The sequence below is a fragment of the Phytobacter diazotrophicus genome (assembly GCF_052061655.1).
GTDB lineage: Bacteria > Pseudomonadota > Gammaproteobacteria > Enterobacterales > Enterobacteriaceae > Phytobacter > Phytobacter diazotrophicus.
Window position 1 is genome coordinate 921,224 of record NZ_CM125428.1, and the last position, 21,266, is coordinate 942,489.

The 21,266-nt window shown below is 53.5% G+C and carries 20 protein-coding genes, 1 tRNA gene and 1 pseudogene; 16 read left to right on the forward strand and 6 right to left on the reverse strand.

Annotation, left to right across the window (positions count from 1 at the left end; translation table 11 throughout):
* The first annotated feature begins 3 nt into the window (after positions 1 to 3).
* The 5 genes from ubiI (at position 4) to ACS0RQ_RS04490 (ending at position 6,948) form a co-directional block, all read left to right on the forward strand.
* Positions 4 to 1,206, forward strand: coding sequence for an FAD-dependent 2-octaprenylphenol hydroxylase (gene ubiI / locus ACS0RQ_RS04470; protein ID WP_271849750.1), 1,203 nt, complete (start codon positions 4 to 6; stop codon positions 1,204 to 1,206).
* A gap of 421 nt (positions 1,207 to 1,627) precedes the next feature.
* Complete coding sequence (gene gcvT / locus ACS0RQ_RS04475; protein ID WP_271849751.1) at positions 1,628 to 2,722, forward strand: glycine cleavage system aminomethyltransferase GcvT; 1,095 nt, start codon at positions 1,628 to 1,630, stop codon at positions 2,720 to 2,722.
* Between the two features lie 25 nt (positions 2,723 to 2,747).
* The gene (gene gcvH, locus ACS0RQ_RS04480; RefSeq protein ID WP_271849752.1) at positions 2,748 to 3,137 is read left to right on the forward strand and encodes a glycine cleavage system protein GcvH; all 390 of its coding nucleotides are present in this window, start codon (positions 2,748 to 2,750) and stop codon (positions 3,135 to 3,137) included.
* 123 nt (positions 3,138 to 3,260) lie between these two features.
* On the forward strand, positions 3,261 to 6,134 hold the full coding sequence (gene gcvP / locus ACS0RQ_RS04485; protein WP_334632638.1) for an aminomethyl-transferring glycine dehydrogenase: 2,874 nt from the start codon (positions 3,261 to 3,263) through the stop codon (positions 6,132 to 6,134).
* A gap of 70 nt (positions 6,135 to 6,204) precedes the next feature.
* Entirely contained in the window at positions 6,205 to 6,948 is a 744-nt protein-coding gene (locus ACS0RQ_RS04490) for an SDR family oxidoreductase (protein WP_271849754.1), read from the forward strand.
* A gap of 65 nt (positions 6,949 to 7,013) precedes the next feature.
* Here ACS0RQ_RS04490 and ACS0RQ_RS04495 read toward each other — a convergent pair whose 3' ends face one another.
* Both ACS0RQ_RS04495 and ACS0RQ_RS04500 read right to left on the reverse strand, forming a co-directional pair.
* Entirely contained in the window at positions 7,014 to 8,447 is a 1,434-nt protein-coding gene (locus tag ACS0RQ_RS04495; RefSeq protein ID WP_249572242.1) for a 6-phospho-beta-glucosidase, read from the reverse strand.
* 122 nt (positions 8,448 to 8,569) lie between these two features.
* The gene (locus ACS0RQ_RS04500) at positions 8,570 to 9,298 is read right to left on the reverse strand and encodes a MurR/RpiR family transcriptional regulator (protein ID WP_039077977.1); all 729 of its coding nucleotides are present in this window, start codon (positions 9,296 to 9,298) and stop codon (positions 8,570 to 8,572) included.
* 52 nt (positions 9,299 to 9,350) lie between these two features.
* Between ACS0RQ_RS04500 and yqfB the strand changes: the two genes are divergently transcribed.
* Together yqfB and trhA are read left to right on the forward strand one after the other, a co-directional pair.
* Complete coding sequence (yqfB, locus tag ACS0RQ_RS04505) at positions 9,351 to 9,662, forward strand: N(4)-acetylcytidine aminohydrolase (RefSeq protein ID WP_271849755.1); 312 nt, start codon at positions 9,351 to 9,353, stop codon at positions 9,660 to 9,662.
* 162 nt (positions 9,663 to 9,824) lie between these two features.
* Positions 9,825 to 10,484, forward strand: coding sequence for a PAQR family membrane homeostasis protein TrhA (gene trhA / locus ACS0RQ_RS04510; protein ID WP_271849756.1), 660 nt, complete (start codon positions 9,825 to 9,827; stop codon positions 10,482 to 10,484).
* Positions 10,485 to 10,602: 118 nt separating this feature from the next.
* Here the strand turns inward: trhA and ygfZ are convergent, their stop codons facing one another.
* Complete coding sequence (gene ygfZ, locus ACS0RQ_RS04515) at positions 10,603 to 11,586, reverse strand: tRNA-modifying protein YgfZ (RefSeq protein WP_071196007.1); 984 nt, start codon at positions 11,584 to 11,586, stop codon at positions 10,603 to 10,605.
* 249 nt (positions 11,587 to 11,835) lie between these two features.
* On the opposite strand from ygfZ, the gene sdhE reads away from it, so the two are divergent.
* Positions 11,836 to 12,102 carry an FAD assembly factor SdhE gene (gene sdhE, locus ACS0RQ_RS04520; RefSeq protein WP_039077973.1) on the forward strand — a complete coding sequence of 89 codons (267 nt, stop codon included), beginning with the start codon at positions 11,836 to 11,838 and terminating at the stop codon, positions 12,100 to 12,102.
* Positions 12,083 to 12,499, forward strand: coding sequence for a protein YgfX (locus ACS0RQ_RS04525; RefSeq protein WP_271849758.1), 417 nt, complete (start codon positions 12,083 to 12,085; stop codon positions 12,497 to 12,499). The genes sdhE and ACS0RQ_RS04525 overlap by 20 nt, the downstream gene beginning before the upstream one ends.
* A gap of 2 nt (positions 12,500 to 12,501) precedes the next feature.
* On the opposite strand, the gene fldB is transcribed toward ACS0RQ_RS04525, so the two are convergent.
* The gene (fldB, locus tag ACS0RQ_RS04530; RefSeq protein WP_271849759.1) at positions 12,502 to 13,023 is read right to left on the reverse strand and encodes a flavodoxin FldB; all 522 of its coding nucleotides are present in this window, start codon (positions 13,021 to 13,023) and stop codon (positions 12,502 to 12,504) included.
* Positions 13,024 to 13,124: 101 nt separating this feature from the next.
* Here fldB and xerD point away from each other — a divergent pair, with 101 nt between their 5' ends.
* The 5 genes from xerD to lysS all read left to right on the forward strand — a co-directional run bounded on the left by xerD (position 13,125) and on the right by lysS (position 19,215).
* On the forward strand, positions 13,125 to 14,021 hold the full coding sequence (gene xerD, locus ACS0RQ_RS04535; RefSeq protein WP_271849760.1) for a site-specific tyrosine recombinase XerD: 897 nt from the start codon (positions 13,125 to 13,127) through the stop codon (positions 14,019 to 14,021).
* A gap of 24 nt (positions 14,022 to 14,045) precedes the next feature.
* On the forward strand, positions 14,046 to 14,759 hold the full coding sequence (gene dsbC, locus ACS0RQ_RS04540; RefSeq protein WP_271849761.1) for a bifunctional protein-disulfide isomerase/oxidoreductase DsbC: 714 nt from the start codon (positions 14,046 to 14,048) through the stop codon (positions 14,757 to 14,759).
* A gap of 5 nt (positions 14,760 to 14,764) precedes the next feature.
* Complete coding sequence (gene recJ, locus ACS0RQ_RS04545; RefSeq protein WP_271849762.1) at positions 14,765 to 16,498, forward strand: single-stranded-DNA-specific exonuclease RecJ; 1,734 nt, start codon at positions 14,765 to 14,767, stop codon at positions 16,496 to 16,498.
* Between the two features lie 91 nt (positions 16,499 to 16,589).
* Positions 16,590 to 17,688, forward strand: a protein-coding gene (gene prfB, locus ACS0RQ_RS04550) for a peptide chain release factor 2 (protein ID WP_103245268.1) whose coding sequence is annotated in 2 segments (ribosomal slippage) — positions 16,590 to 16,664 and positions 16,666 to 17,688 — 1,098 coding nt in all. Because the reading frame shifts where the segments join, the coding sequence is not laid out codon by codon here.
* A gap of 9 nt (positions 17,689 to 17,697) precedes the next feature.
* Complete coding sequence (lysS, locus tag ACS0RQ_RS04555; protein WP_039077966.1) at positions 17,698 to 19,215, forward strand: lysine--tRNA ligase; 1,518 nt, start codon at positions 17,698 to 17,700, stop codon at positions 19,213 to 19,215.
* Between the two features lie 46 nt (positions 19,216 to 19,261).
* Here the strand turns inward: lysS and idi are convergent, their stop codons facing one another.
* Positions 19,262 to 19,813 (reverse strand): isopentenyl-diphosphate Delta-isomerase, encoded by a 552-nt coding sequence (gene idi, locus ACS0RQ_RS04560; protein ID WP_271849772.1) that lies wholly within the window; start codon positions 19,811 to 19,813, stop codon positions 19,262 to 19,264.
* Positions 19,814 to 19,924: 111 nt separating this feature from the next.
* Positions 19,925 to 20,044: pseudogene (locus tag ACS0RQ_RS04565) on the reverse strand (DUF554 family protein); the annotation flags it as partial.
* 126 nt (positions 20,045 to 20,170) lie between these two features.
* On the opposite strand from ACS0RQ_RS04565, the gene actS reads away from it, so the two are divergent.
* Both actS and ACS0RQ_RS04575 read left to right on the forward strand, forming a co-directional pair.
* Positions 20,171 to 20,899 carry an amidase activator ActS gene (gene actS / locus ACS0RQ_RS04570; RefSeq protein ID WP_110296567.1) on the forward strand — a complete coding sequence of 243 codons (729 nt, stop codon included), beginning with the start codon at positions 20,171 to 20,173 and terminating at the stop codon, positions 20,897 to 20,899.
* Positions 20,900 to 20,991: 92 nt separating this feature from the next.
* Positions 20,992 to 21,065: transfer RNA gene (locus ACS0RQ_RS04575), tRNA-Gly, on the forward strand.
* The last annotated feature ends 201 nt before the right edge of the window (positions 21,066 to 21,266 follow it).

Consider the following 21,266-nt stretch of genomic DNA (forward strand, 5'->3'; position numbering starts at 1 on the left):
TTTGTGCAAAATGTTGATGTGGCAATTGTAGGCGGCGGCATGGTGGGACTGGCGCTGGCCTGTGGATTACAGGGTAGTGGCCTGCGAGTGGCGGTGCTGGAACAGCATGCGCCCGTCCCCCTGAAAGAGGATGCCCCTGCACAACTGCGTGTCTCGGCGATCAACGCCGCCAGCGAAAAACTGCTGACGCGCCTGGGCGTCTGGTCATCGATTATTGCCCATCGCGCCAGCTGTTATCACGGCATGGAAGTGTGGGATAAAGACAGCTTTGGCCGCATTGCCTTTGACGATCAGAGTATGGGTTACAGCCATCTCGGTCATATTATTGAAAACAGTGTCATTCATCAGGCGTTGTGGAACAAAGCCCGGCAGTGTTCGGATGTGTCAATCCTGGCACCAGCGGAACTGCAACAAGTGGCCTGGGGTGAGAACGAAGCGTTTCTTACCCTCAAAGATGGCAATATGTTAACCGCCCGGCTGGTCGTCGGGGCCGATGGTGCTAACTCATGGTTGCGCAATAAAGCCGATATTCCGCTGACCTTCTGGGACTATAACCATCATGCGCTGGTGGCGACCATCCGTACCGATGAGCCGCATCAGGCTATCGCGCGGCAGGTTTTCCACGATGAAAGCATCCTCGCGTTTTTGCCGCTGGCCGACCCGCACTTGTGTTCAATCGTCTGGTCGCTGCCGCCTGAGCTGGCTGCAGAAATGCAGCAGGCAGACGAAGAGGCCTTCAACCAGGCGCTGTGCGTCGCATTTGATAATCGCCTGGGGTTGTGTCACGTGGAAAGCGAGCGGCAGGTCTACCCGTTGACCGGACGCTACGCGCGTCATTTTGCCGGGCATCGTCTGGCATTGATGGGCGATGCGGCGCACACCATCCATCCTCTTGCCGGGCAGGGCGTTAACCTGGGCTTCATGGACGCGGCCGAACTGGTGAGTGAACTCAAGCGGCTGCACGCTCAGGGCAAAGATATTGGTCAGCACATGTATCTGCGCCGCTACGAACGCAGCCGTAAACACAGTGCCGCGCTGATGCTGGCCGGGATGCAGGGTTTCCGTGAATTGTTTTCCGGCACCAACCCGGCGAAAAAGCTGTTCCGGGACATTGGTCTGAAACTGGCGGACAGATTGCCTGGGGTAAAACCACAGTTGTTGCGTCAGGCGATGGGACTGAATGACCTCCCTCAGTGGTTGCGTTAACTGCGTCACACTTTCCCTTCCCCCTCGCGGGAAGGGAAACCTTCCCTCATTTGAAAAATTCTAATTTCACGCCATTTTTCAGATTAGTTTTTCTCATTCCTCGTTTTTTTGCTGTCGGGAAAATTATCTCTTTTATGGTGGTAAATATCGCAATTTGCGATACTAACTATGCGTGAGTGATTCTTTATGCGCCATTTCGCTCTTAATTCTGGTGTAATATTCTGTTAGGGTTTTTGCGAAAAATGGTCATAAGCTAATGTGATGACCCATTTTCTCTTATGGTTAAGTGCCGCTTTCGGTGATAAGTTCAGGCGAAAGTGAACGTTTGCGTCGGCGACCGGGATCGGTGTCGACGTCTTGTCATGCGATGATTTTTTCACCGCTGAAAACGTGAAAGCCCCGCTTATTCGACGAGGAAAAGATGGCCCAGCAGACTCCTTTGTATGAACAACACACGCTGTGCGGCGCACGCATGGTGGATTTCCATGGCTGGATGATGCCGCTGCATTACGGCTCGCAAATCGATGAGCACCACGCGGTGCGTACCGATGCGGGCATGTTCGATGTATCGCACATGACGATTGTCGATTTGCGTGGCAGTCGAACCCGGGAATTCTTGCGCTACCTGCTGGCAAATGACGTAGCGAAACTCACCAAACCCGGCAAGGCGCTATATACCGGCATGCTAAATGCGTCGGGCGGTGTCATTGATGACCTCATCGTCTACTACTTCACCGAAGACTTCTTCCGCCTCGTTGTAAACTCCGCCACCCGCGAAAAAGACCTCTCCTGGATTACCCAACACGCTGAACCTTTCGCTATTGATATCACCGTCCGTGACGATTTGTCGTTGATTGCTGTCCAGGGGCCGAACGCGCAGGCTAAAGCCGCGACCCTGTTCACTGACGCACAGCGTCAGGCGGTAGAAGGCATGAAGCCGTTCTTTGGCGTTGAGGCCAGCGATCTGTTTATCGCGACCACCGGCTATACCGGCGAAGCAGGTTATGAAATCGCGCTGCCGAACGAACAGGCAGCCGATTTCTGGCAGAAGCTGGTGCAGGCGGGCGTTAAGCCTTGTGGCCTGGGCGCGCGCGACACTTTACGCCTTGAAGCGGGCATGAACTTGTATGGTCAGGAGATGGACGAGGGCGTTTCGCCGCTTGCCGCCAATATGGGCTGGACCATTGCCTGGGAACCGGCGGACCGTGATTTTATCGGTCGCGAAGCGCTCGAATTACAGCGCGAGAAAGGCACCGAACAACTGGTCGGTTTGATCATGACCGAGAAAGGCGTGCTGCGTAACGAATTGCCGGTGCGGTTCACAGATACCCACGGTAACGCGCAAGAAGGCGTGATCACCAGCGGTACGTTCTCGCCGACGCTGGGCTACAGTATTGCACTGGCGCGTGTGCCAGCGGGCATTGGCGACACGGCAATCGTTCAGATCCGTAATCGTGAAATGCCGGTAAAAGTGACGAAACCTATTTTTGTACGCGCTGGCAAAGCCGTCGCGTGATTCATTCTTATTTGGAGATTTAGTGATGAGCAACGTACCTGCAGAACTGAAATACAGCAAAGAACACGAGTGGCTGCGTAAAGAAGCGGATGGCACGTACACCGTCGGTATCACTGAACATGCTCAGGAACTGCTGGGTGACATGGTGTTTGTTGATCTGCCAGAAGTGGGCGCAACCGTTGCCGCAGGTGATGATTGCGCCGTCGCGGAATCCGTGAAAGCGGCTTCCGATATTTATGCGCCGATCAGCGGCGAAATCGTTGCTGTTAACGAAGCACTGGGCGATGCGCCTGAGCAGGTTAACAGCGCGCCGTACGGCGAAGGCTGGATTTTCAAAATCAAAGCCAGTGATGAATCGGAAGTTGCTGCGTTGCTGGATGCGACCGCTTACGAAGCCTTACTCGAAGACGAATAATGGTTTTCTCCCTCTCCCTCACAGGGAGAGGGCGGGGTGAAAGATATTAGCGCTTTCGCCCCAAACCTCTTCCTGACGAAGAGGCAATTTTAAAATCACCGCACGTTTCAGGAACCATCGCTCATGACACAGACTTTAAGCCAGCTTGAAAACCGTGGCGCTTTCATTGAACGTCACATTGGGCCGGATGCTCAGCAACAGCAGGAGATGCTGAAAACGGTTGGCGCGGATTCGTTAAACGCACTGATTGCCCAGATCGTGCCGAAAGATATCCAGCTTGCCACGCCGCCGCAGGTGGGTGAAGCCACGACCGAATACGCCGCACTGGCGGAGCTGAAAGCGATTGCTGGTCGCAACAAGCGCTTTAAGTCTTACATTGGCATGGGTTATACCGCCGTGCAATTACCGCCGGTTATCCTGCGTAACATGCTCGAAAACCCAGGCTGGTACACTGCCTATACGCCGTATCAGCCGGAGGTGTCACAAGGGCGCCTTGAAGCCTTACTGAATTTCCAGCAGGTAACCCTCGACCTGACTGGCCTCGACATGGCCTCGGCTTCTCTGCTGGATGAAGCTACCGCCGCTGCCGAAGCGATGGCGATGGCAAAGCGCGTCAGCAAACTGAAAAATGCCAATCGTTTCTTCGTTGCCGCCGATATTCATCCGCAAACGCTCGATGTGGTGCGCACCCGTGCCGAAACCTTCGGTTTTGACGTTATTGTGGATGATGCCAGCAAGGTGCTGGATCATCAGGATGTGTTTGGCGTGCTGTTGCAGCAGGTGGGCACGACCGGCGAAGTGCATGACTACAGCGCACTGATTACCGAGCTGAAAGCCCGTAAAATTGTGGTCAGCGTGGCCGCCGATTTTATGGCGCTGGTGTTGTTGACCGCGCCGGGCAAACAAGGGGCAGACATTGTCTTCGGTTCTGCGCAGCGCTTCGGTGTGCCGATGGGCTACGGTGGCCCGCATGCGGCATTCTTTGCCGCAAAAGATGAATTCAAACGCTCAATGCCGGGACGTATTATCGGTGTTTCCAAAGACGCGGCGGGCAATACCGCACTGCGTATGGCGATGCAGACCCGCGAGCAGCATATCCGTCGCGAAAAAGCGAACTCCAACATCTGTACTTCGCAGGTACTGCTGGCCAACATCGCCAGCCTGTACGCGGTGTATCACGGTCCGGTTGGTCTGAAACGTATTGCGAGCCGTATCCATCGTCTGGCCGATATTCTGGCGGCCGGCCTGCAGCAAAAAGGGCTTAAGCTGCGTCACGCGCACTACTTTGACACGCTGTGCGTGGAAGTGGCCGACAAAGCCGCCGTGCTGGCGCGTGCGCAAGCGGCTGAAATCAACCTTCGTAGCGACATTCTGAATGCCGTGGGTATCACGCTCGATGAAACCACCACCCGTGAAGATGTGCAGAAACTTTTTGCCGTCGTGCTGGGCGATGCGCACGGACTGGATATTGACGTGCTGGATAAAGACGTGGCGCTCGACAGCCGCTCTGTGCCTGCCGCCATGCTGCGTGATGATGCGATCCTGAGCCACCCGGTCTTTAATCGCTATCACAGTGAAACCGAGATGATGCGTTACATGCACTCTCTGGAGCGCAAAGATCTGGCGCTCAATCAGGCGATGATCCCACTGGGATCTTGCACCATGAAGCTGAACGCCGCAGCGGAAATGATTCCGATCACCTGGCCTGAATTCGCCGAACTGCATCCGTTCTGCCCGGCAGAACAAGCCGAAGGCTACCACCACATGATCAACCAGCTTTCCGAGTGGCTGGTGAAACTGACGGGTTACGATGCCCTTTGTATGCAGCCGAACTCTGGCGCGCAGGGGGAATATGCGGGCCTGTTGGCGATTCGTCACTACCATGAGAGCCGCAACGAAGGCCATCGCGATATCTGCCTGATCCCAAGCTCTGCACACGGTACCAACCCGGCATCCGCACAGATGGCGGGTATGCAGGTGGTGGTTGTGGCCTGTGATAAGAACGGCAACATCGATCTGGCCGATCTGCGCGCGAAAGCAGAACAACACGCGACAAATCTCTCTTGCATCATGGTGACCTACCCGTCCACCCACGGCGTCTACGAAGAGACTATCCGTGAAGTGTGCGAAATTGTGCATCAATTTGGCGGGCAGGTTTATCTCGACGGCGCGAACATGAATGCTCAGGTGGGGATTACCTCTCCGGGCTTTATCGGTGCGGATGTGTCGCATCTCAACCTGCATAAAACCTTCTGTATTCCGCACGGCGGTGGCGGTCCGGGTATGGGGCCGATTGGCGTGAAAGCGCATCTGGCACCGTTCGTACCGGGCCATAGCGTGGTGCAGATTGAAGGCATGCTGACCCGTCAGGGCGCGGTATCCGCCGCCCCGTTTGGTAGCGCGTCGATTCTGCCGATCAGCTGGATGTACATTCGCATGATGGGCGCCGAAGGGCTCAAACAGGCAAGCCAGGTGGCGATTCTGAATGCCAACTACATTGCCAGCCGTCTGAAAGAGGCATTCCCGGTTCTGTATACGGGTCGCGATGGTCGCGTGGCGCATGAATGTATTCTCGACATTCGCCCACTGAAAGAAGAGACCGGTATCAGTGAACTGGATATTGCGAAGCGCCTGATTGACTACGGTTTCCATGCGCCGACTATGTCTTTCCCGGTTGCGGGTACCCTGATGGTTGAGCCGACGGAGTCAGAAAGCAAAGCGGAACTGGATCGCTTTATTGACGCGATGCTGGCCATTCGTGGCGAGATCAACCGCGTAAAAGCAGGCGAATGGCCGCTTGCCGATAACCCGCTGGTGAATGCGCCACATACGCAGAACGAGCTGGTGGCGGAGTGGCATCACGGTTATACCCGTGAGCAGGCTGTCTTCCCGGCGGGTATAGCGAACAAGTACTGGCCGACGGTAAAACGTCTTGATGACGTTTACGGCGACCGCAACCTGTTCTGCTCTTGCGTGCCGATGAGCGAATACCAGTAATTAGCGCTACGCTTCTACAGGCCGGGTGAACGTTCGCGTTGCCCGGCCTTTTTATTGGGAGGAATACAGATTGGCAATTGCACTGGTCACTGGCGGTAGCCGGGGAATAGGAAAGGCGACAGCGCTGTTGCTGGGCGCAGAAGGATATACGGTCGCGGTCAATTATCAGCACAATGTGCAGGCCGCGCAGTCAGTGGTTGAAACCATTATCGCGGCAGGCGGAAAAGCGTTCGCGGTTCAGGCGGATATTGGCGAAGAAGAGCAGGTCACCGCGATGTTCGCGCGCATTGATGAGGCGGATGAACCGCTGACCGCGCTGGTGAATAACGCCGGGATCCTGTTTACCCAAAGTCGCGTGGAAGCGATGACGGCGGAGCGCATCAACCAGGTTCTGCGGACTAACGTGACGGGCACCTTTCTCTGCTGTCGGGAGGCCATTAAACGTATGGCGCTGCCACACGGCGGAAAAGGCGGTGCGATAGTGAATGTCTCTTCGGCCGGGGCACGTCTGGGTTCGCCCGGCGAGTATGTTGATTATGCCGCGTCAAAAGGGGCGATGGATACGCTTACCACGGGCTTGTCGGTGGAAGTCGCGGCGCAGGGTATTCGGGTTAACAGCGTTCGACCAGGCTTTATCTATACGGAAATGCATGCCTCTGGTGGTGAACCCGGGCGGGTCGATCGGGTGAAATCGATGCTGCCGATGCAGCGTGGCGGTCAGCCGGAAGAGGTGGCGCAGGCGATAGTCTGGCTACTGAGCGATAAGGCATCCTACGTGACGGGAAGCTTTATCGAACTGGCGGGAGGGAAGTAAGCGACTCCCCCTCAGCCCGGCCCTTCTCCCCGATGGGGAGAAGGGCAGGATGAACAGTATCCCGGTTAGATATTCTCGCCGTTGCTGGCGATCACTTCCTTATACCAGTTAAAACTCTTCTTACGGGAACGGGACATGTCGCCGGTGCCGTCATCATGCTTGTTCACATAGATAAAGCCGTAACGTTTGCTGTACTGGCCGGTGGTGAAAGAGACGCAGTCGATACAGCCCCACGGCGTGTAACCCATCAGGTCAACACCATCATATGTGACCGCCTCAACCATCTCTTTAACGTGAGCACGCAGATAATCGATACGATAATCGTCGATGATACTGCCATCTTCTTCTACTTTGTCGTACGCGCCAAAGCCATTTTCAACAATAAACAGCGGCTTCTGATAACGCTCATACAGTTCGCACAGCGCATAACGCAGGCCTACCGGGTCAATCTGCCAGCCCCAGTCGGACGCTTTTACGTGCGGGTTCGGTACGCTGCCCTGGAAGCCGGAAATGGCATCACCGGTGCCGCCTTCGGCTTTTACCGCATTGGTCATATAGTAGCTAAAGCCGAGGTAATCACAGGTCCCTTCACGCAGAGCCTGCTCGTCGCCCGCTTCCATTTTGATGTTGAAACCACGGCGTTCCCATTCGTTCAACACGTAAGACGGGTAGTAACCACGCAACTGAACATCGGTAAAGACATAGCGCTCACGCATGGATTCCTGTGCAAACATCACATCTTCTGGCTTACAGGAGAACGGATACAGCGGCACCATGGCCAGCATGCAGCCGATTTTCATTTCCGGATTGATGCGGTGACCTATTTTCACCGCCAGCGCGCTGGCCACGAACTGATGGTGCAAGACCTGATACATGGTCTCTTCCGGATTTTCATGATCGGTATAGACCACACCGGAGCAGCAGTAGCCGAACAGTGGCGCGCGCCAGTTACGCTGGTTGTTGATTTCGTTGAAGGTCATCCAGTATTTAACCTTCGCTTTGTAGCGCTCAAACACCACTTCGGCGAAGCGGACAAAGAAATCCACGACCTTACGGTTGGTCCAGCCGCCGTACTCCTGCACCAGGTGCAGCGGCATTTCGAAGTGAGACAGGGTAATTACCGGTTCGATGTTATATTTGAGCAGTTCATCAAACATATCATCATAGAATTTCAGGCCTTCTTCGTTAGGCTGCAGTTCGTCGCCTTTCGGGAAGATGCGTGTCCAGGCGATAGACGTACGGAAGCATTTGAAGCCCATTTCGGCGAAGAGTTTGATGTCTTCTTTGTAGTGGCCGTAAAAATCGACCGCTTCATGGTTCGGGTAATATTTTCCTTCGATGACCTGCCGGGTGATTTCGCGTGGAACCCCGTGCGCGCCACCGGTGAGCACGTCACAAATGCTCGGGCCTTTTCCGCCCTGATTCCAGCCGCCTTCAACCTGATGTGCGGCAACGGCGCCGCCCCATAAAAAGTCTTTCGGTAAGGTCAATTTTTTCATCGTTGCTACTCTCGCCCTGGTAATAAAATCTGCGCTCGAGTCTAGCAAAGGGAATAAAAATGTCACGATATAACAAATTACCATTATGGTGATTTGTTACACCAATAAAACAATATGTTTTTTTATGCTATTTTCTTCGCCAGTTTCCGGCCAAGTGATTCCAGAATATAGATCACCGGAATTTGCGTCGTAATATCATAAACACCGGCAATGCGTGTTTGTGGGACATGCCAGGAAAGATTGAAATCCGCCAGTTTTGCCAGGCGCGAATGCTCATGGCTGGTGATGGTCAGGACTTTGCAATGATGGAGGCTGAACTGGCTGGCGAAACGCAGGATCTCCTCCGTTTCCCCGGAGACAGACAACACGATAGCCAGTGCATTTCTGGCCATGTCATTTGTGACCGGGAAATAAGGGTCATCGATATGATTACTAAATTTTCCGACATTGGAAAAGAAGCGTGCGCCATATTTTGCCAGAGCACCGGATGTGCCTGCACCAACAAAAATAATACGCTCCGACGATAAAATAATATCGACCGCTTTATCTAATAATGTGTCGAATTCGTCGTTATTCACACTTTTAAAAAAGCTGATAATTTCGCTGGCACCAAAATTAGCCTGCTGGGGTTCGTTTTGCTCTAAATATAATTTAAAGCGGACGCGAAATTCTGAATAACCTTCACATTGCAGTTTGCGGCAGAAACGCAGCACCGTGGTGGTTGAGACTCCAGCGCCGTCTGCCAGTTCTCGGATGGTCATGTACATCACTTTGTCACGATTTTTGACGACATAGTTGTAGACCATCATCTCAAGATTGTTGAGACTGGCGATAGCGGCGTGGGAGAACATACTCACTGTGTCAACGACTCACTTATCAGATTTATCATCAGGGAATAATAACATGCAGCCGAACGACATCACTTTTTTTCAGCGCTTTCAGGACGACATTCTGGCAGGCCGCAAAACAATTACTATCCGCGATGAAAGTGAATCGCACTTTCGCGTCGGGGATATCTTGCGCGTGGGACGTTATGAGGATGACGGCTATTTTTGCACCATCAAGGTGAGTGGTACCTCAACGACCACCCTTGACAACCTGACAGAAGAACATGCGCAGCAGGAGAACATGTCCCTGCCTGAGCTCAAAAATGTCATTGCCGATATCTACCCCGGACAGAACCAGTTTTATGTGATTGATTTCAAGGTTCTTTAGAAAAACAGTAACACCTGTTAGTTTAAATTCTTATATAACTAATTGATATTTATCTGTTCATATTAATATCATGATTTATTTAAGCGAACTGGTGTGCACTGGAATCATTCTCAGTTACTCTATAGGCGCGACGTTTTATTTTGAGTTCTCCCGGAGTTAACTATGGTGGATAAACCATTAATCGCACAGGGATATACGCTGGCTGAGGAAATAGCCAACAGCATCAGCCATGGCATCGGGCTGGTGTTTGGTATTGTTGGACTGGTGCTTCTGCTGGTGCAGGCCGTTGACAGTAATGCCGGCACGCTGGCGATCACCAGCTACAGTCTCTATGGCGGCAGCATGATTCTGCTGTTTCTCGCCTCCACGCTTTATCACGCTATACCGCATCAGCGGGCAAAAGTGTGGCTTAAGAAATTCGACCACTGCGCAATCTATCTATTGATTGCCGGAACCTATACACCTTTTCTGCTGGTGGGACTGGATTCGCCGCTGGCACGGGGATTGATGGTTGTTATCTGGGGCCTGGCACTGCTGGGGATCCTGTTCAAGTTGACCATTGCCCACCGTTTCAAAGTGCTGTCGCTGGTGACCTACCTCACCATGGGTTGGCTGTCGCTGATTGTGGTTTACCAACTGGCGACCAAACTGTCGATTGGCGGGGTGACGTTACTGGCCGCGGGTGGGGTGGTTTACTCGCTGGGCGTGATATTTTACGTTTGTAAGCGTATTCCCTATAACCACGCTATCTGGCACGGCTTCGTGCTGGGCGGCAGCATATGTCACTTCCTGGCGATTTATCTGTATGTCGGGCAGGCTTAAAAGCTGAAGCGTTAGCCGAAAATTCCCCGGCGGCGTGGCGCTTGCCGGGGCTACGGATAGCTGGGATTTGTCAGCCTGAATATTAAGCACAGGGGAGCGCAGCAGACGCTCCTGTCCGTTACTCTTCTTCCAGCGAATAAGGCAGCGGCTCGATAGCCAGAGTATTCGCGTCATCACGCACGCGAAACACGCTATCTGGCTCCATATCGTTGTTCATCACAACCTGCACAAGCAGTTTGCCGTCATCCAGTTGCGCGGCAGCCAGCACTGTACCGGTACGACGCCAGTTTTCACCCATTTTCAGTTCCAGATCTTCACCTGCTTCCGGCACCCGGCTGGCTTTCCCCGCCAGATACCACAGTGCGCGTTTATTCGCGCCACGGAATTTCGCGCGGGCAACCATCTCCTGGCCGGTGTAGCACCCTTTCTTGAAGCTGATACCGCCCAATGCCTGAATATTTGTGGCCTGGGGAATAAATTGCGCGCTGTTAACGGTGTCAATGACCGGGAGGCCCGCTTCGATATTGAGCGCCAGCCACTGCTGGCTGTTGTTGAGTTGTGCTTCGCCACGCAGGGCTTCTGTCACTTTTTCTGCGGTGGCGACGTCGGTTACCAGTAAAAAACGTTCTGCCGGATGGGCAAACCAGAGAAGTGTCGTTTCACCCTCATGCACAAGCTGTTTGTCTGCATCCGGCAGGGCCGAAAACAGATTGGCCAACGCGGCGCGAGCCTGGAACCCCGCGACACCCAGCAGGACATGTTCGTTGTCAGCTTCGATAGTGACCTTGGAGAACACGGCGTATTTTTTCAATTCTTTAAGCTGAGACTCCGCAACGCTGCGGCGTAAAATCCAGCTAAAACCCTCAGCGGTGCGGAACAGACGCAGGTTGCTCCACATTTTGCCTTTTGCATCGCAGTGCGCAGCCAGCAGATGTTGATCGTCAGTCAGTTTCGCCACATCGGCTGTAACCTGGCCTTGCAGGTATTTCTCACTGTCTGCGCCCTTGATAGTCGCCAGCGACCAGTCATCGAGAGTCATAAGCGTCAGCGGCAGTCTCGCTGATGCGGTCGGCTGGCGCGGAGGAAACGGAGTAAAAGCCATAGTATTGTCCTGATTAGCCTGATGCGTATTTTCACCTAATGGTAAAAGAGCCGTTGTCCAATGCAAGCGATAAAAACAGGCGATTTGTGCCTTATAAAGAGTATGGGAAAAAGCACGCAAAATGGCCGTAATAGTTGCAATGCATGGGATTTATTCTGGAAGTCTCCTCGTAAACATAAATATTCCGCCAATGGATGATTAAAAACACGTTACAATGGCAACCCATCGTGGCTATGCAGGTTTCAGAACATGGATATTAACAACAAAGCCCGTATTCATTGGGCATGTCGACGTGGAATGCGTGAGCTGGATATTTCCATCATGCCTTTCTTTGAACATGAATATGATTCGCTGAGTGATGATGACAAACGTGTGTTTGTGCGTCTTCTGCAGAGCGATGACCCGGATTTATTTAACTGGCTGATGAATCACGGCAAACCTCAGGACGAGGCGTTGCAGCGAATGATCCAGTTAATTCAGACACGGAATCGGGAACGTGGTCCTGTGGCAATCTGATATACGCGTCTCCTGGCGCTCACAATGGCTCTCACTTTTACTCCATGGCTTGATGGCGGCTTTCGTGTTGCTGTTACCCTGGCCATTGAGCTATACGCCGCTTTGGTTACTGCTTTTGTCACTGGTGGTGTTCGACAGCGTACGGAGTCAACGCCGCATTAATGCCTGTCAGGGAGAGATCAAACTGCTGATGGATGCACGTTTGCGCTGGCAAGGCGTGGAGTGGGAAATCGTCGGAACACCGTGGATGCTGAATATTGGCATGATTCTGCGTTTGCGTCGGGAAAAAGATGGTCGCCGACAGCATCTGTGGCTGGCCGCAGATAGCATGGATGCGCAAGAGTGGCGTGATTTGCGCCGACTGATTTTGCAACAATCGGCGCAGCGTCAGCACTAAGCTCAGGCGAACTGTCCGGCCATTTCTACCAGAATCTGTTCGCACCAGTTCTGGATACGTTCATCGCTCAGGTCATATTGATTGGTTTCGTCCAGCGCCAGACCCACAAACAACTGTCCATCGGCAATGATCGGTTTGGTGCTGGTGAATTCGTAGCCTTCTGTTGGCCAGTAACCAATGAATTTTACTCCACGCGGAGCCAGCTTATCGTGCAGCATTCCGAGCGCGTCGAGGAACCATTCGCCGTAGCCGAGCTGGTCACCCATGCCGTACAGTGCGACGATTTTTCCGTAGAGATTGAGTGTGTCGAGCTGATCCCAGATGGCTTCCCAGTCTTCCTGCAATTCACCAAAGTCCCAGGTGGGAATGCCAAGAATCAGAGCATCATACTGCTCCATTAATACGGGGGCGTCGTCTTTCAGGTTGTGTAACGTCACCAGTTCCGGGCCAATGATATCGCGGATTTTTTCTGCCGCCATTTCGGTGTAGCAGGTACTGGAACCATAAAACAGGCCGATGTTCATAACGTAAACGTCTCAATTCCGGATGTGTCTTTGCGAGCAGTGTACCAGAATCACACCGCAATCAGGCATAATGCAACGATTCGAAGCAAGGAGGAGCACAGGTGGAACAAGATTTCGCACGTATCGAACAATTTCTTGATGCCCTCTGGCTGGAGCGAAACCTGGCGGAAAATACCCTCAGTGCATATCGCCGTGATTTGCAGGGTCTTGTGGAATGGCTACATCATCAGGGGCTATCGCTGGAAAGCGCACAGGCGGGTGATTTGCAAAACCTGCTGGCGCAAAGAATGGACGGCGGCTACAAGGCAACCAGCTCAGCACGTTTGCTCAGCGCGATGCGCCGTTTCTTCCAGCATCTGTACCGGGAGAAGTTTCGTCAGGACGATCCCAGCGCATTACTTGCTTCGCCAAAACTGCCACAACGTCTTCCGAAAGATCTCAGTGAAGCGCAGGTTGAGCGCCTATTAGCGTCGCCAGCCATTGACCAGCCACTGGAGTTACGCGATAAAGCGATGTTAGAAGTGCTTTATGCTACCGGGCTTCGCGTCTCGGAACTGGTAGGGCTGACGATGAGCGACATCAGCTTGCGCCAGGGGGTTGTACGCGTCATCGGTAAAGGAAATAAAGAGCGCCTGGTTCCGCTGGGGGAAGAGGCGGTGTACTGGGTAGAAAACTATCTGGAACATGGGCGTCCCTGGTTATTGAATGGTGTCTCAATCGATGTGCTGTTTCCGAGCCAGCGTGCTCAGCAGATGACACGGCAAACGTTCTGGCACCGCATCAAACATTATGCGCAACTGGCGGGTATCGACAGCGAAAAACTCTCGCCGCACGTTTTGCGTCATGCGTTTGCTACCCATTTACTGAATCACGGTGCAGACTTACGTGTGGTTCAGATGTTGCTTGGCCACAGCGATCTCTCCACGACCCAGATTTATACGCATGTCGCGACTGAGCGGCTGCGACAGCTTCATCAGCAACATCACCCGCGGGCGTGATAGTTGTTTTTTAAAGGATACGTTATGAAAAAAGGTTTAATCATGTTCACCCTGCTGGCGGCAGCGCTGACCAGTACCGCGCACGCGGACGATGCCGCTATCAAGCAATCGCTGGCAAAATTGGGTGTACAGAGTTCCGATATTCAGCCTGCGCCAGTTGCCGGAATGAAAACTGTGCTGACCAATAGCGGTGTGCTGTATGTCACCGATGACGGCAAACACATCATTCAGGGGCCGATGTACGACGTCAGCGGCGCCCAGCCGGTGAATGTCACCAACCAGTTGCTGACAGCGCATCTCAACGCACTGGAAAAAGAGATGATTGTCTATAAAGCGCCGCAGGAAAAGCATGTGATCACCGTCTTCACGGACATCACCTGCGGCTACTGCCACAAACTGCATGAAGAGATGGCAGACTACAACGCGCTGGGTATCACCGTGCGTTATCTGGCCTTCCCGCGCCAGGGGCTGCAGAGTCAGGCCGAGCAGGATATGAAAGCTATCTGGTGTGCGAAAGACCGCAACAAAGCCTTAGACGATGCGATGGGCGGTAAGGGTGTTAAGCCAGCCAGTTGCGATCTTGATATCGCCGATCACTATGCGCTCGGCGTGCAGTTTGGCGTGAACGGTACACCAGCCATGGTGTTAAACGACGGCTACCTTGTGCCGGGATATCAGGGGCCGAAAGAGATGAAAGCCTTCCTCGACGAACATCAAAAACAGACTGGCGGTAAGTAATTCACGTGAAAGCCGAAATTCGACTTCGCCGCCGCGAGGCAAACGACGCGGCGGATTTACCTGCCGATCTTCCCCCACTTCTGCGTCGCCTTTATGCCAGCCGCGGTGTTTGTAGCGCGGCGGATCTGGAGCGCGGGGTGAAAGGCATGCTGCCCTGGCAGCGGCTGTATGGCATCGATAAAGCGGTAGAGATCCTCTATAACGCTTTGCGCGAGGGGTTGCGTATTGTGGTTGTCGGTGATTTTGATGCCGACGGCGCAACCAGTACCGCACTGAGTGTGCTGGCCTTACGTGCGGTGGGCGGCACTAATATCGCCTATCTGGTGCCGAACCGTTTTGAAGACGGCTACGGGTTAAGCCCGGAAGTGGTGGATCAGGCTCACGCGCGCGGCGCGCAACTGATCCTGACCGTGGACAACGGTATTTCGTCACATGCCGGGGTTGAACGGGCACATGCGCTGGGCATTCCGGTGGTGGTCACCGACCACCATCTTCCGGGCGAAACGTTGCCGAATGCGGAAGCCATCATTAACCCGAACCTGCGCGAATGCGATTTTCCGTCGAAGTCGCTGGCGGGGGTGGGTGTGGCCTTCTATCTGATGCTGGCACTGCGAACTTTTTTACGCGACAAAGGCTGGTTTGATGAGCGCGGGCTGGCTATCCCTAATCTGGCGGAATTGCTCGATTTAGTGGCCTTAGGTACCGTTGCCGATGTCGTACCTCTGGATGCCAACAACCGCATTCTGACCTGGCAGGGCTTAAGCCGCATTCGTGCCGGAAAGTGCCGCCCTGGCATCAAAGCGCTCCTGGAAGTCTCCAACCGCGACGCACAAAAACTGGCGGCCAGCGATTTAGGTTTTGCGCTTGGCCCACGTCTGAATGCCGCAGGTCGTCTGGACGATATGTCCGTTGGCGTGGCGCTATTGCTCAGTGACAACCTTGGCGAAGCTCGGGTGCTGGCCAGCGAACTTGATGCGCTAAACCAGACGCGCAAAGAGATTGAGCAGGGCATGCAGGCAGAGGCGTTGACGCTGTGCGAGAAGCTGGAACGTAGCCGAGATACCCTGCCGGGCGGTCTTGCTATGTATCATCCCGAATGGCACCAGGGGGTGGTGGGTATTCTGGCGTCGCGCATTAAAGAGCGTTTCCACCGTCCGGTTATCGCGTTTGCGCCTGCCGGGGATGGCACTTTAAAAGGCTCAGGACGCTCAATCCAGGGCCTTCATATGCGCGATGCGCTGGAGCGTCTGGATACGCTCTACCCAGGGCTGATGCTCAAATTCGGCGGCCATGCCATGGCGGCGGGGCTGTCGCTTGAGGAGACTCGCTTCGAGGAGTTCCAGCGCTACTTTGGCGAACTGGTCACCGAGTGGCTGGATCCGGCACTGTTGCAAGGTGAAATCGTTTCTGATGGCCTGTTAAAACCTGATGAAATGACCCTCGATACAGCCGAAATGTTGCGCGATGCCGGCCCCTGGGGGCAGATGTTCCCGGAACCGCTGTTTGATGGCGAATTTCGTCTTCTGCAACAGCGGCTGGTGGGGGAGCGCCATCTGAAAGTGATGGTCGAACCGGTCGGCGGCGGCCCGCTGCTCGACGGTATCGTTTTTAATGTCGACACCACCTGCTGGCCTGATAACGGCGTGCGCGTCGTCAATATCGCTTATAAACTGGATGTGAATGAGTTTCGCGGCAATCGCAGCGTGCAATTAATCATTGATCACCTGTGGCCAATTTAACGCCAGTATTCTCTACTAATAAGGGCTGAAATCCGGTAAAATTCCGCCCTTATGACCGCATTTTGACAAGTCCATCTAAAGAAATCAGACCATGTTTGAAATTAACCCGGTAAAAAATCGCATTCAGGACCTCACGGAGCGCTCCGACGTTCTTAGGGGGTATCTTTGACTATGACGCCAAGAAAGAGCGTCTGGAAGAAGTAAACGCCGAGCTGGAACAGCCGGATGTCTGGAACGAACCTGATCGCGCACAGGCGCTGGGTAAAGAACGTTCCTCCCTCGAAGCCATTGTTGAAACGCTCGACCAAATGAGTCAGGGGCTGGAAGATGTTTCCGGTCTGCTGGAGCTGGCTGTCGAAGCCGATGACGAAGAGACCTTCAACGAAGCTGTCGCTGAACTCGATACGCTGGAAGAGAAGCTGGCACAGCTTGAATTCCGCCGTATGTTCTCTGGTGAATACGACAACGCCGATTGCTACCTGGATATTCAGGCCGGTTCCGGCGGCACCGAGGCGCAGGACTGGGCGAGCATGCTGGAGCGTATGTATCTACGCTGGGCAGAAGCGCGCGGCTTTAAGACCGAAATCATCGAAGAATCCGAAGGTGAAGTGGCGGGTATCAAATCCGTTACCATCAAGATTTCCGGTGATTACGCCTATGGCTGGCTGCGTACCGAAACCGGCGTTCACCGCCTGGTGCGTAAGAGCCCGTTCGATTCCGGTGGCCGTCGCCACACCTCATTCAGCTCTGCGTTCGTGTACCCGGAAGTGGATGACGATATTGATATCGAAATCAACCCGGCGGATCTGCGTATCGACGTTTATCGCGCATCCGGCGCGGGTGGTCAGCACGTTAACCGTACGGAATCTGCGGTACGTATTACCCACATTCCGACCAACACGGTAACCCAGTGCCAGAACGACCGTTCACAGCACAAGAACAAAGACCAGGCCATGAAGCAGATGAAAGCGAAGCTTTATGAACTGGAAATGCAGAAGAAGAACGCTGAGAAACAGGCGATGGAAGACAACAAGTCCGACATCGGTTGGGGTAGCCAGATCCGTTCGTATGTCCTCGATGATTCTCGCATCAAAGACCTGCGCACCGGAGTTGAAACCCGTAACACGCAGGCGGTGCTGGATGGCAGCCTGGATCAATTTATCGAAGCAAGTTTGAAAGCAGGGTTATGAGGAACCAACATGTCTGAACAACAAGCACAGGGCGCTGACGCGGCAGTCGATCTTAATAATGAACTGAAAACTCGCCGCGAAAAGCTGGCATTGCTGCGTGAACAAGGCGTGCCGTTCCCGAACGATTTTCGTCGCGACCACACCTCAGACCTTCTGCACGCTGACTTCGATGCAAAAGAAAACGAAGAGCTGGAAGCGCTGAACATTGAAGTGGCTGTCGCTGGCCGTATGATGACCCGCCGCATTATGGGTAAAGCGTCTTTCGTCACCCTGCAGGATGTGGGGGGCCGTATTCAGCTTTACGTTGCCCGTGACGATCTGCCAGAAGGCGTTTACAACGAGCAGTTCAAAAAATGGGACCTGGGCGATATCCTGGGCGCGAAAGGTAAGCTGTTCAAAACCAAGACCGGCGAGCTGTCCATTCACTGTACTGAGCTGCGTCTGTTGACCAAAGCCCTGCGCCCGTTGCCGGACAAATTCCATGGACTGCAGGATCAGGAAGCCCGCTATCGTCAGCGTTATCTGGATCTGATCTCTAACGAAGATTCCCGCAACACGTTCAAAGTGCGTTCCAAAATCATGGCCGGCATTCGCCAGTTCATGGTGAATCGCGACTTTATGGAAGTGGAAACCCCGATGATGCAGGTGATTCCTGGCGGTGCGTCTGCACGTCCATTTATCACCCACCACAATGCGCTGGACCTGGACATGTACCTGCGTATCGCGCCGGAACTGTATCTGAAACGTCTGGTGGTTGGCGGCTTCGATCGCGTGTTCGAAATCAACCGTAACTTCCGTAACGAAGGTATCTCTGTTCGCCACAATCCTGAGTTCACCATGATGGAACTCTACATGGCGTACGCAGATTACAAAGATCTGATCGAACTGACTGAATCCCTGTTCCGTACGCTGGCGCAGGATATTCTGGGTAAAACCGAAGTGCCTTATGGCGATGAAGTGTTCGATTTCGGCAAGCCTTTCGAAAAACTGACTATGCGTGAAGCAATTCAGAAATACCGCCCGGAAACGAACATGGCGGATCTGGATAACTTCGACTCAGCGAAAGCCATCGCAGAAAGCATTGGTATTAAAGTTGAGAAGAGTTGGGGCCTGGGCCGCATCGTGACCGAGATCTTCGAAGAAGTGGCCGAAGCACATCTGATTCAGCCGACCTTCATCACCGAATATCCGGCTGAGGTGTCTCCGCTGGCGCGCCGTAACGACGTGAACCCGGAAATCACTGACCGCTTCGAGTTCTTTATCGGTGGTCGTGAAATCGGTAACGGCTTTAGCGAACTGAACGATGCGGAAGATCAGGCGCAACGCTTCCAGGATCAGGTTAACGCCAAAGATGCAGGCGATGACGAAGCGATGTTCTATGACGAAGACTATGTGACCGCGCTGGAACACGGTCTGCCGCCGACTGCGGGTCTGGGCATTGGTATCGACCGTATGGTTATGCTGTTTACCAACAGTCACACCATTCGCGACGTGATCCTGTTCCCGGCGATGCGTCCGGTAAAATAAGTCGCTAAGAAGTCAAAAAGCCCCGGTGTGCAAACACGGGGCTTTTTTATTGCCTGACGCTGGCGGCAAACGCTCTGAGTTGCGCGTTTGCGTTTTCTGCCTCCAGCACCATCCACGGACTAAATGCCCAGGGTGTCGCAACCAGCGAATGGCAGAGGGCAGCAAGTTCTACCCACCGATACTCCATGACTTCCTCTGCATTGATATTCAATGGTGTGATGATTTGTGCAGCGAAGACAGGGCAAATTTCGTTTTCGACAATCCCGGATGGATCGGTCTCGCGGTAGCGGAAACCCGGAGCAATAGATGTGATGTCGATAATATCTGCCCCTATTTCATAGCGACAGCGACGAACCATAGCCTGCTCAGGCGTTTCCCCCTCTTGCGGGTGTCCGCAAACGGAGTTGGTCCATACACCCGGCCAGGCTTTTTTGCTCATGGCCCGGCGGGTCACCAGACATTCGCCGCGTGAATTGAAAAGCCAGGAAGAGAAGGCGAGATGTAGCGGGGTATTATGGTGATGAGCGGTATACTTTTCTTCCATGCCGATGGGTGAGCCGTACTCATCCAGTAAAATGACATGTTCTTGCATGCTTATGATTTCTCCGGATCGATATAAAACCGTATGACGCGACGCCAGTGTGGCTACGGCGCAACTCCGTAGCCCGCCCGGTGGCGTCGCGCCAACGGTTAAACATTATACCCGTTCTCAGGCAAACAGTTTGGCCCAGAGGGCGGAAAAGGGCATTACCAGCAAAAGACCGGGTAGCATATTGGCGACCGGAAACGGTTTTATATTGCAGATACGCAACCCCGTTGCCACGAACTGGCTACCTGAAATCATGGAAATTATTGCTCACGGCTCCCCCTTTATCGACAGTAAGCGGTAAGTGGTTGGCATCCTGACGTTGCCTGCCTAGAATAAGGGGTCATTCATTTTTCCAGAGGATCTGTTTTGCGTGCAGGAAGCCTGACAAGAAACCCATTCCACATTGTCATTTGCCTGGCCGTGGCGTTATTGCTGGCGGGGTGTTCTGGCAGCAAATCGTCTGATAGCGGCAATGTTTACACGGTAAAACGTGGGGATACGCTATACAAAATTTCGCGCCAGACCGGCACCAGCGTGAATGACCTTGCCCGGCTTAACGGGATTTCCCCGCCGTATACCATTGAGGTCGGTCAACGTCTGAAACTGAATGGCGCGTCGAAATCGTCCTCTGCAAAAGGCGGCACCCAAACGGCTAAAGTTGTGCCTTCATCGGCTGTGCCGCTCTCTTCCTGGCCGCCCGTTGGGCAGCGCTGCTGGCGTTGGCCGACCACAGGCAAAGTGATCAGACCCTATTCCACATCCGAAGGCGGTAATAAAGGGATTGATATCGCAGGCTCTCGCGGGCAGGCGGTTTACGCCGCCGGAGCAGGGAAAGTGGTCTATGCCGGGAACCAATTGCGCGGTTATGGCAACCTGATCATGATTAAGCACAGCGACGAGTACATCACGGCCTATGCGCACAACGACACTATCCTCGTTAATAACGGGCAGAGTGTGAAGATTGGGCAAAAAATTGCCACGATGGGCAGCACTGATGCAGACGGAGTACAGTTGCACTTCCAGATCCGTTATAAGGCAACAGCTATTGATCCGCTGCGTTATCTGCCGCCACAGGGTAGCCCACCTAAGTGTTAAGATTTGCGCTAAGCGATTAATTTATGGTCAGTTAGTCGTTTAGCGTCTTGCCAGTCGGTGTTTAAGGTTTATAATGCCTGTCACACCACAAGGCGGGTGTAGTTCAATGGTAGAACGAGAGCTTCCCAAGCTCTATACGAGGGTTCGATTCCCTTCACCCGCTCCAGACTCCTTTCTTTCAGATTCAGCTTAGTTTACCTCTATAACACTAAAAGCGATGTTTTATAGAGAATATCCCTATAATCCTACGGCTCATCAACCAGAAAAAGCCAGGCTGCAACAGAAGTTTTAGCGGCTTATGAATGCGATTCCGCATGAATAAGAATTGTTTATGGTCTGGATTGAGCCGTAATGAGGCCACGTTAAT

What these genes read in the sequence shown, in the direction of transcription:
- gcvT (WP_271849751.1), top strand. Translation starts at nt 1,628, where the DNA reads ATGGCCCAGCAGACTCCTTTGTATGAACAACACACGCTGTGCGGCGCA.
- gcvH (WP_271849752.1), top strand. Translation starts at nt 2,748, where the DNA reads ATGAGCAACGTACCTGCAGAACTGAAATACAGCAAAGAACACGAGTGG.
- gcvP (WP_334632638.1), top strand. Translation starts at nt 3,261, where the DNA reads ATGACACAGACTTTAAGCCAGCTTGAAAACCGTGGCGCTTTCATTGAA.
- ACS0RQ_RS04495 (WP_249572242.1), bottom strand. Translation starts at nt 8,447, where the DNA reads ATGAAAAAATTGACCTTACCGAAAGACTTTTTATGGGGCGGCGCCGTT.
- ACS0RQ_RS04500 (WP_039077977.1), bottom strand. Translation starts at nt 9,298, where the DNA reads ATGTTCTCCCACGCCGCTATCGCCAGTCTCAACAATCTTGAGATGATG.
- yqfB (WP_271849755.1), top strand. Translation starts at nt 9,351, where the DNA reads ATGCAGCCGAACGACATCACTTTTTTTCAGCGCTTTCAGGACGACATT.
- trhA (WP_271849756.1), top strand. Translation starts at nt 9,825, where the DNA reads ATGGTGGATAAACCATTAATCGCACAGGGATATACGCTGGCTGAGGAA.
- ygfZ (WP_071196007.1), bottom strand. Translation starts at nt 11,586, where the DNA reads ATGGCTTTTACTCCGTTTCCTCCGCGCCAGCCGACCGCATCAGCGAGA.
- sdhE (WP_039077973.1), top strand. Translation starts at nt 11,836, where the DNA reads ATGGATATTAACAACAAAGCCCGTATTCATTGGGCATGTCGACGTGGA.
- fldB (WP_271849759.1), bottom strand. Translation starts at nt 13,023, where the DNA reads ATGAACATCGGCCTGTTTTATGGTTCCAGTACCTGCTACACCGAAATG.
- dsbC (WP_271849761.1), top strand. Translation starts at nt 14,046, where the DNA reads ATGAAAAAAGGTTTAATCATGTTCACCCTGCTGGCGGCAGCGCTGACC.
- lysS (WP_039077966.1), top strand. Translation starts at nt 17,698, where the DNA reads ATGTCTGAACAACAAGCACAGGGCGCTGACGCGGCAGTCGATCTTAAT.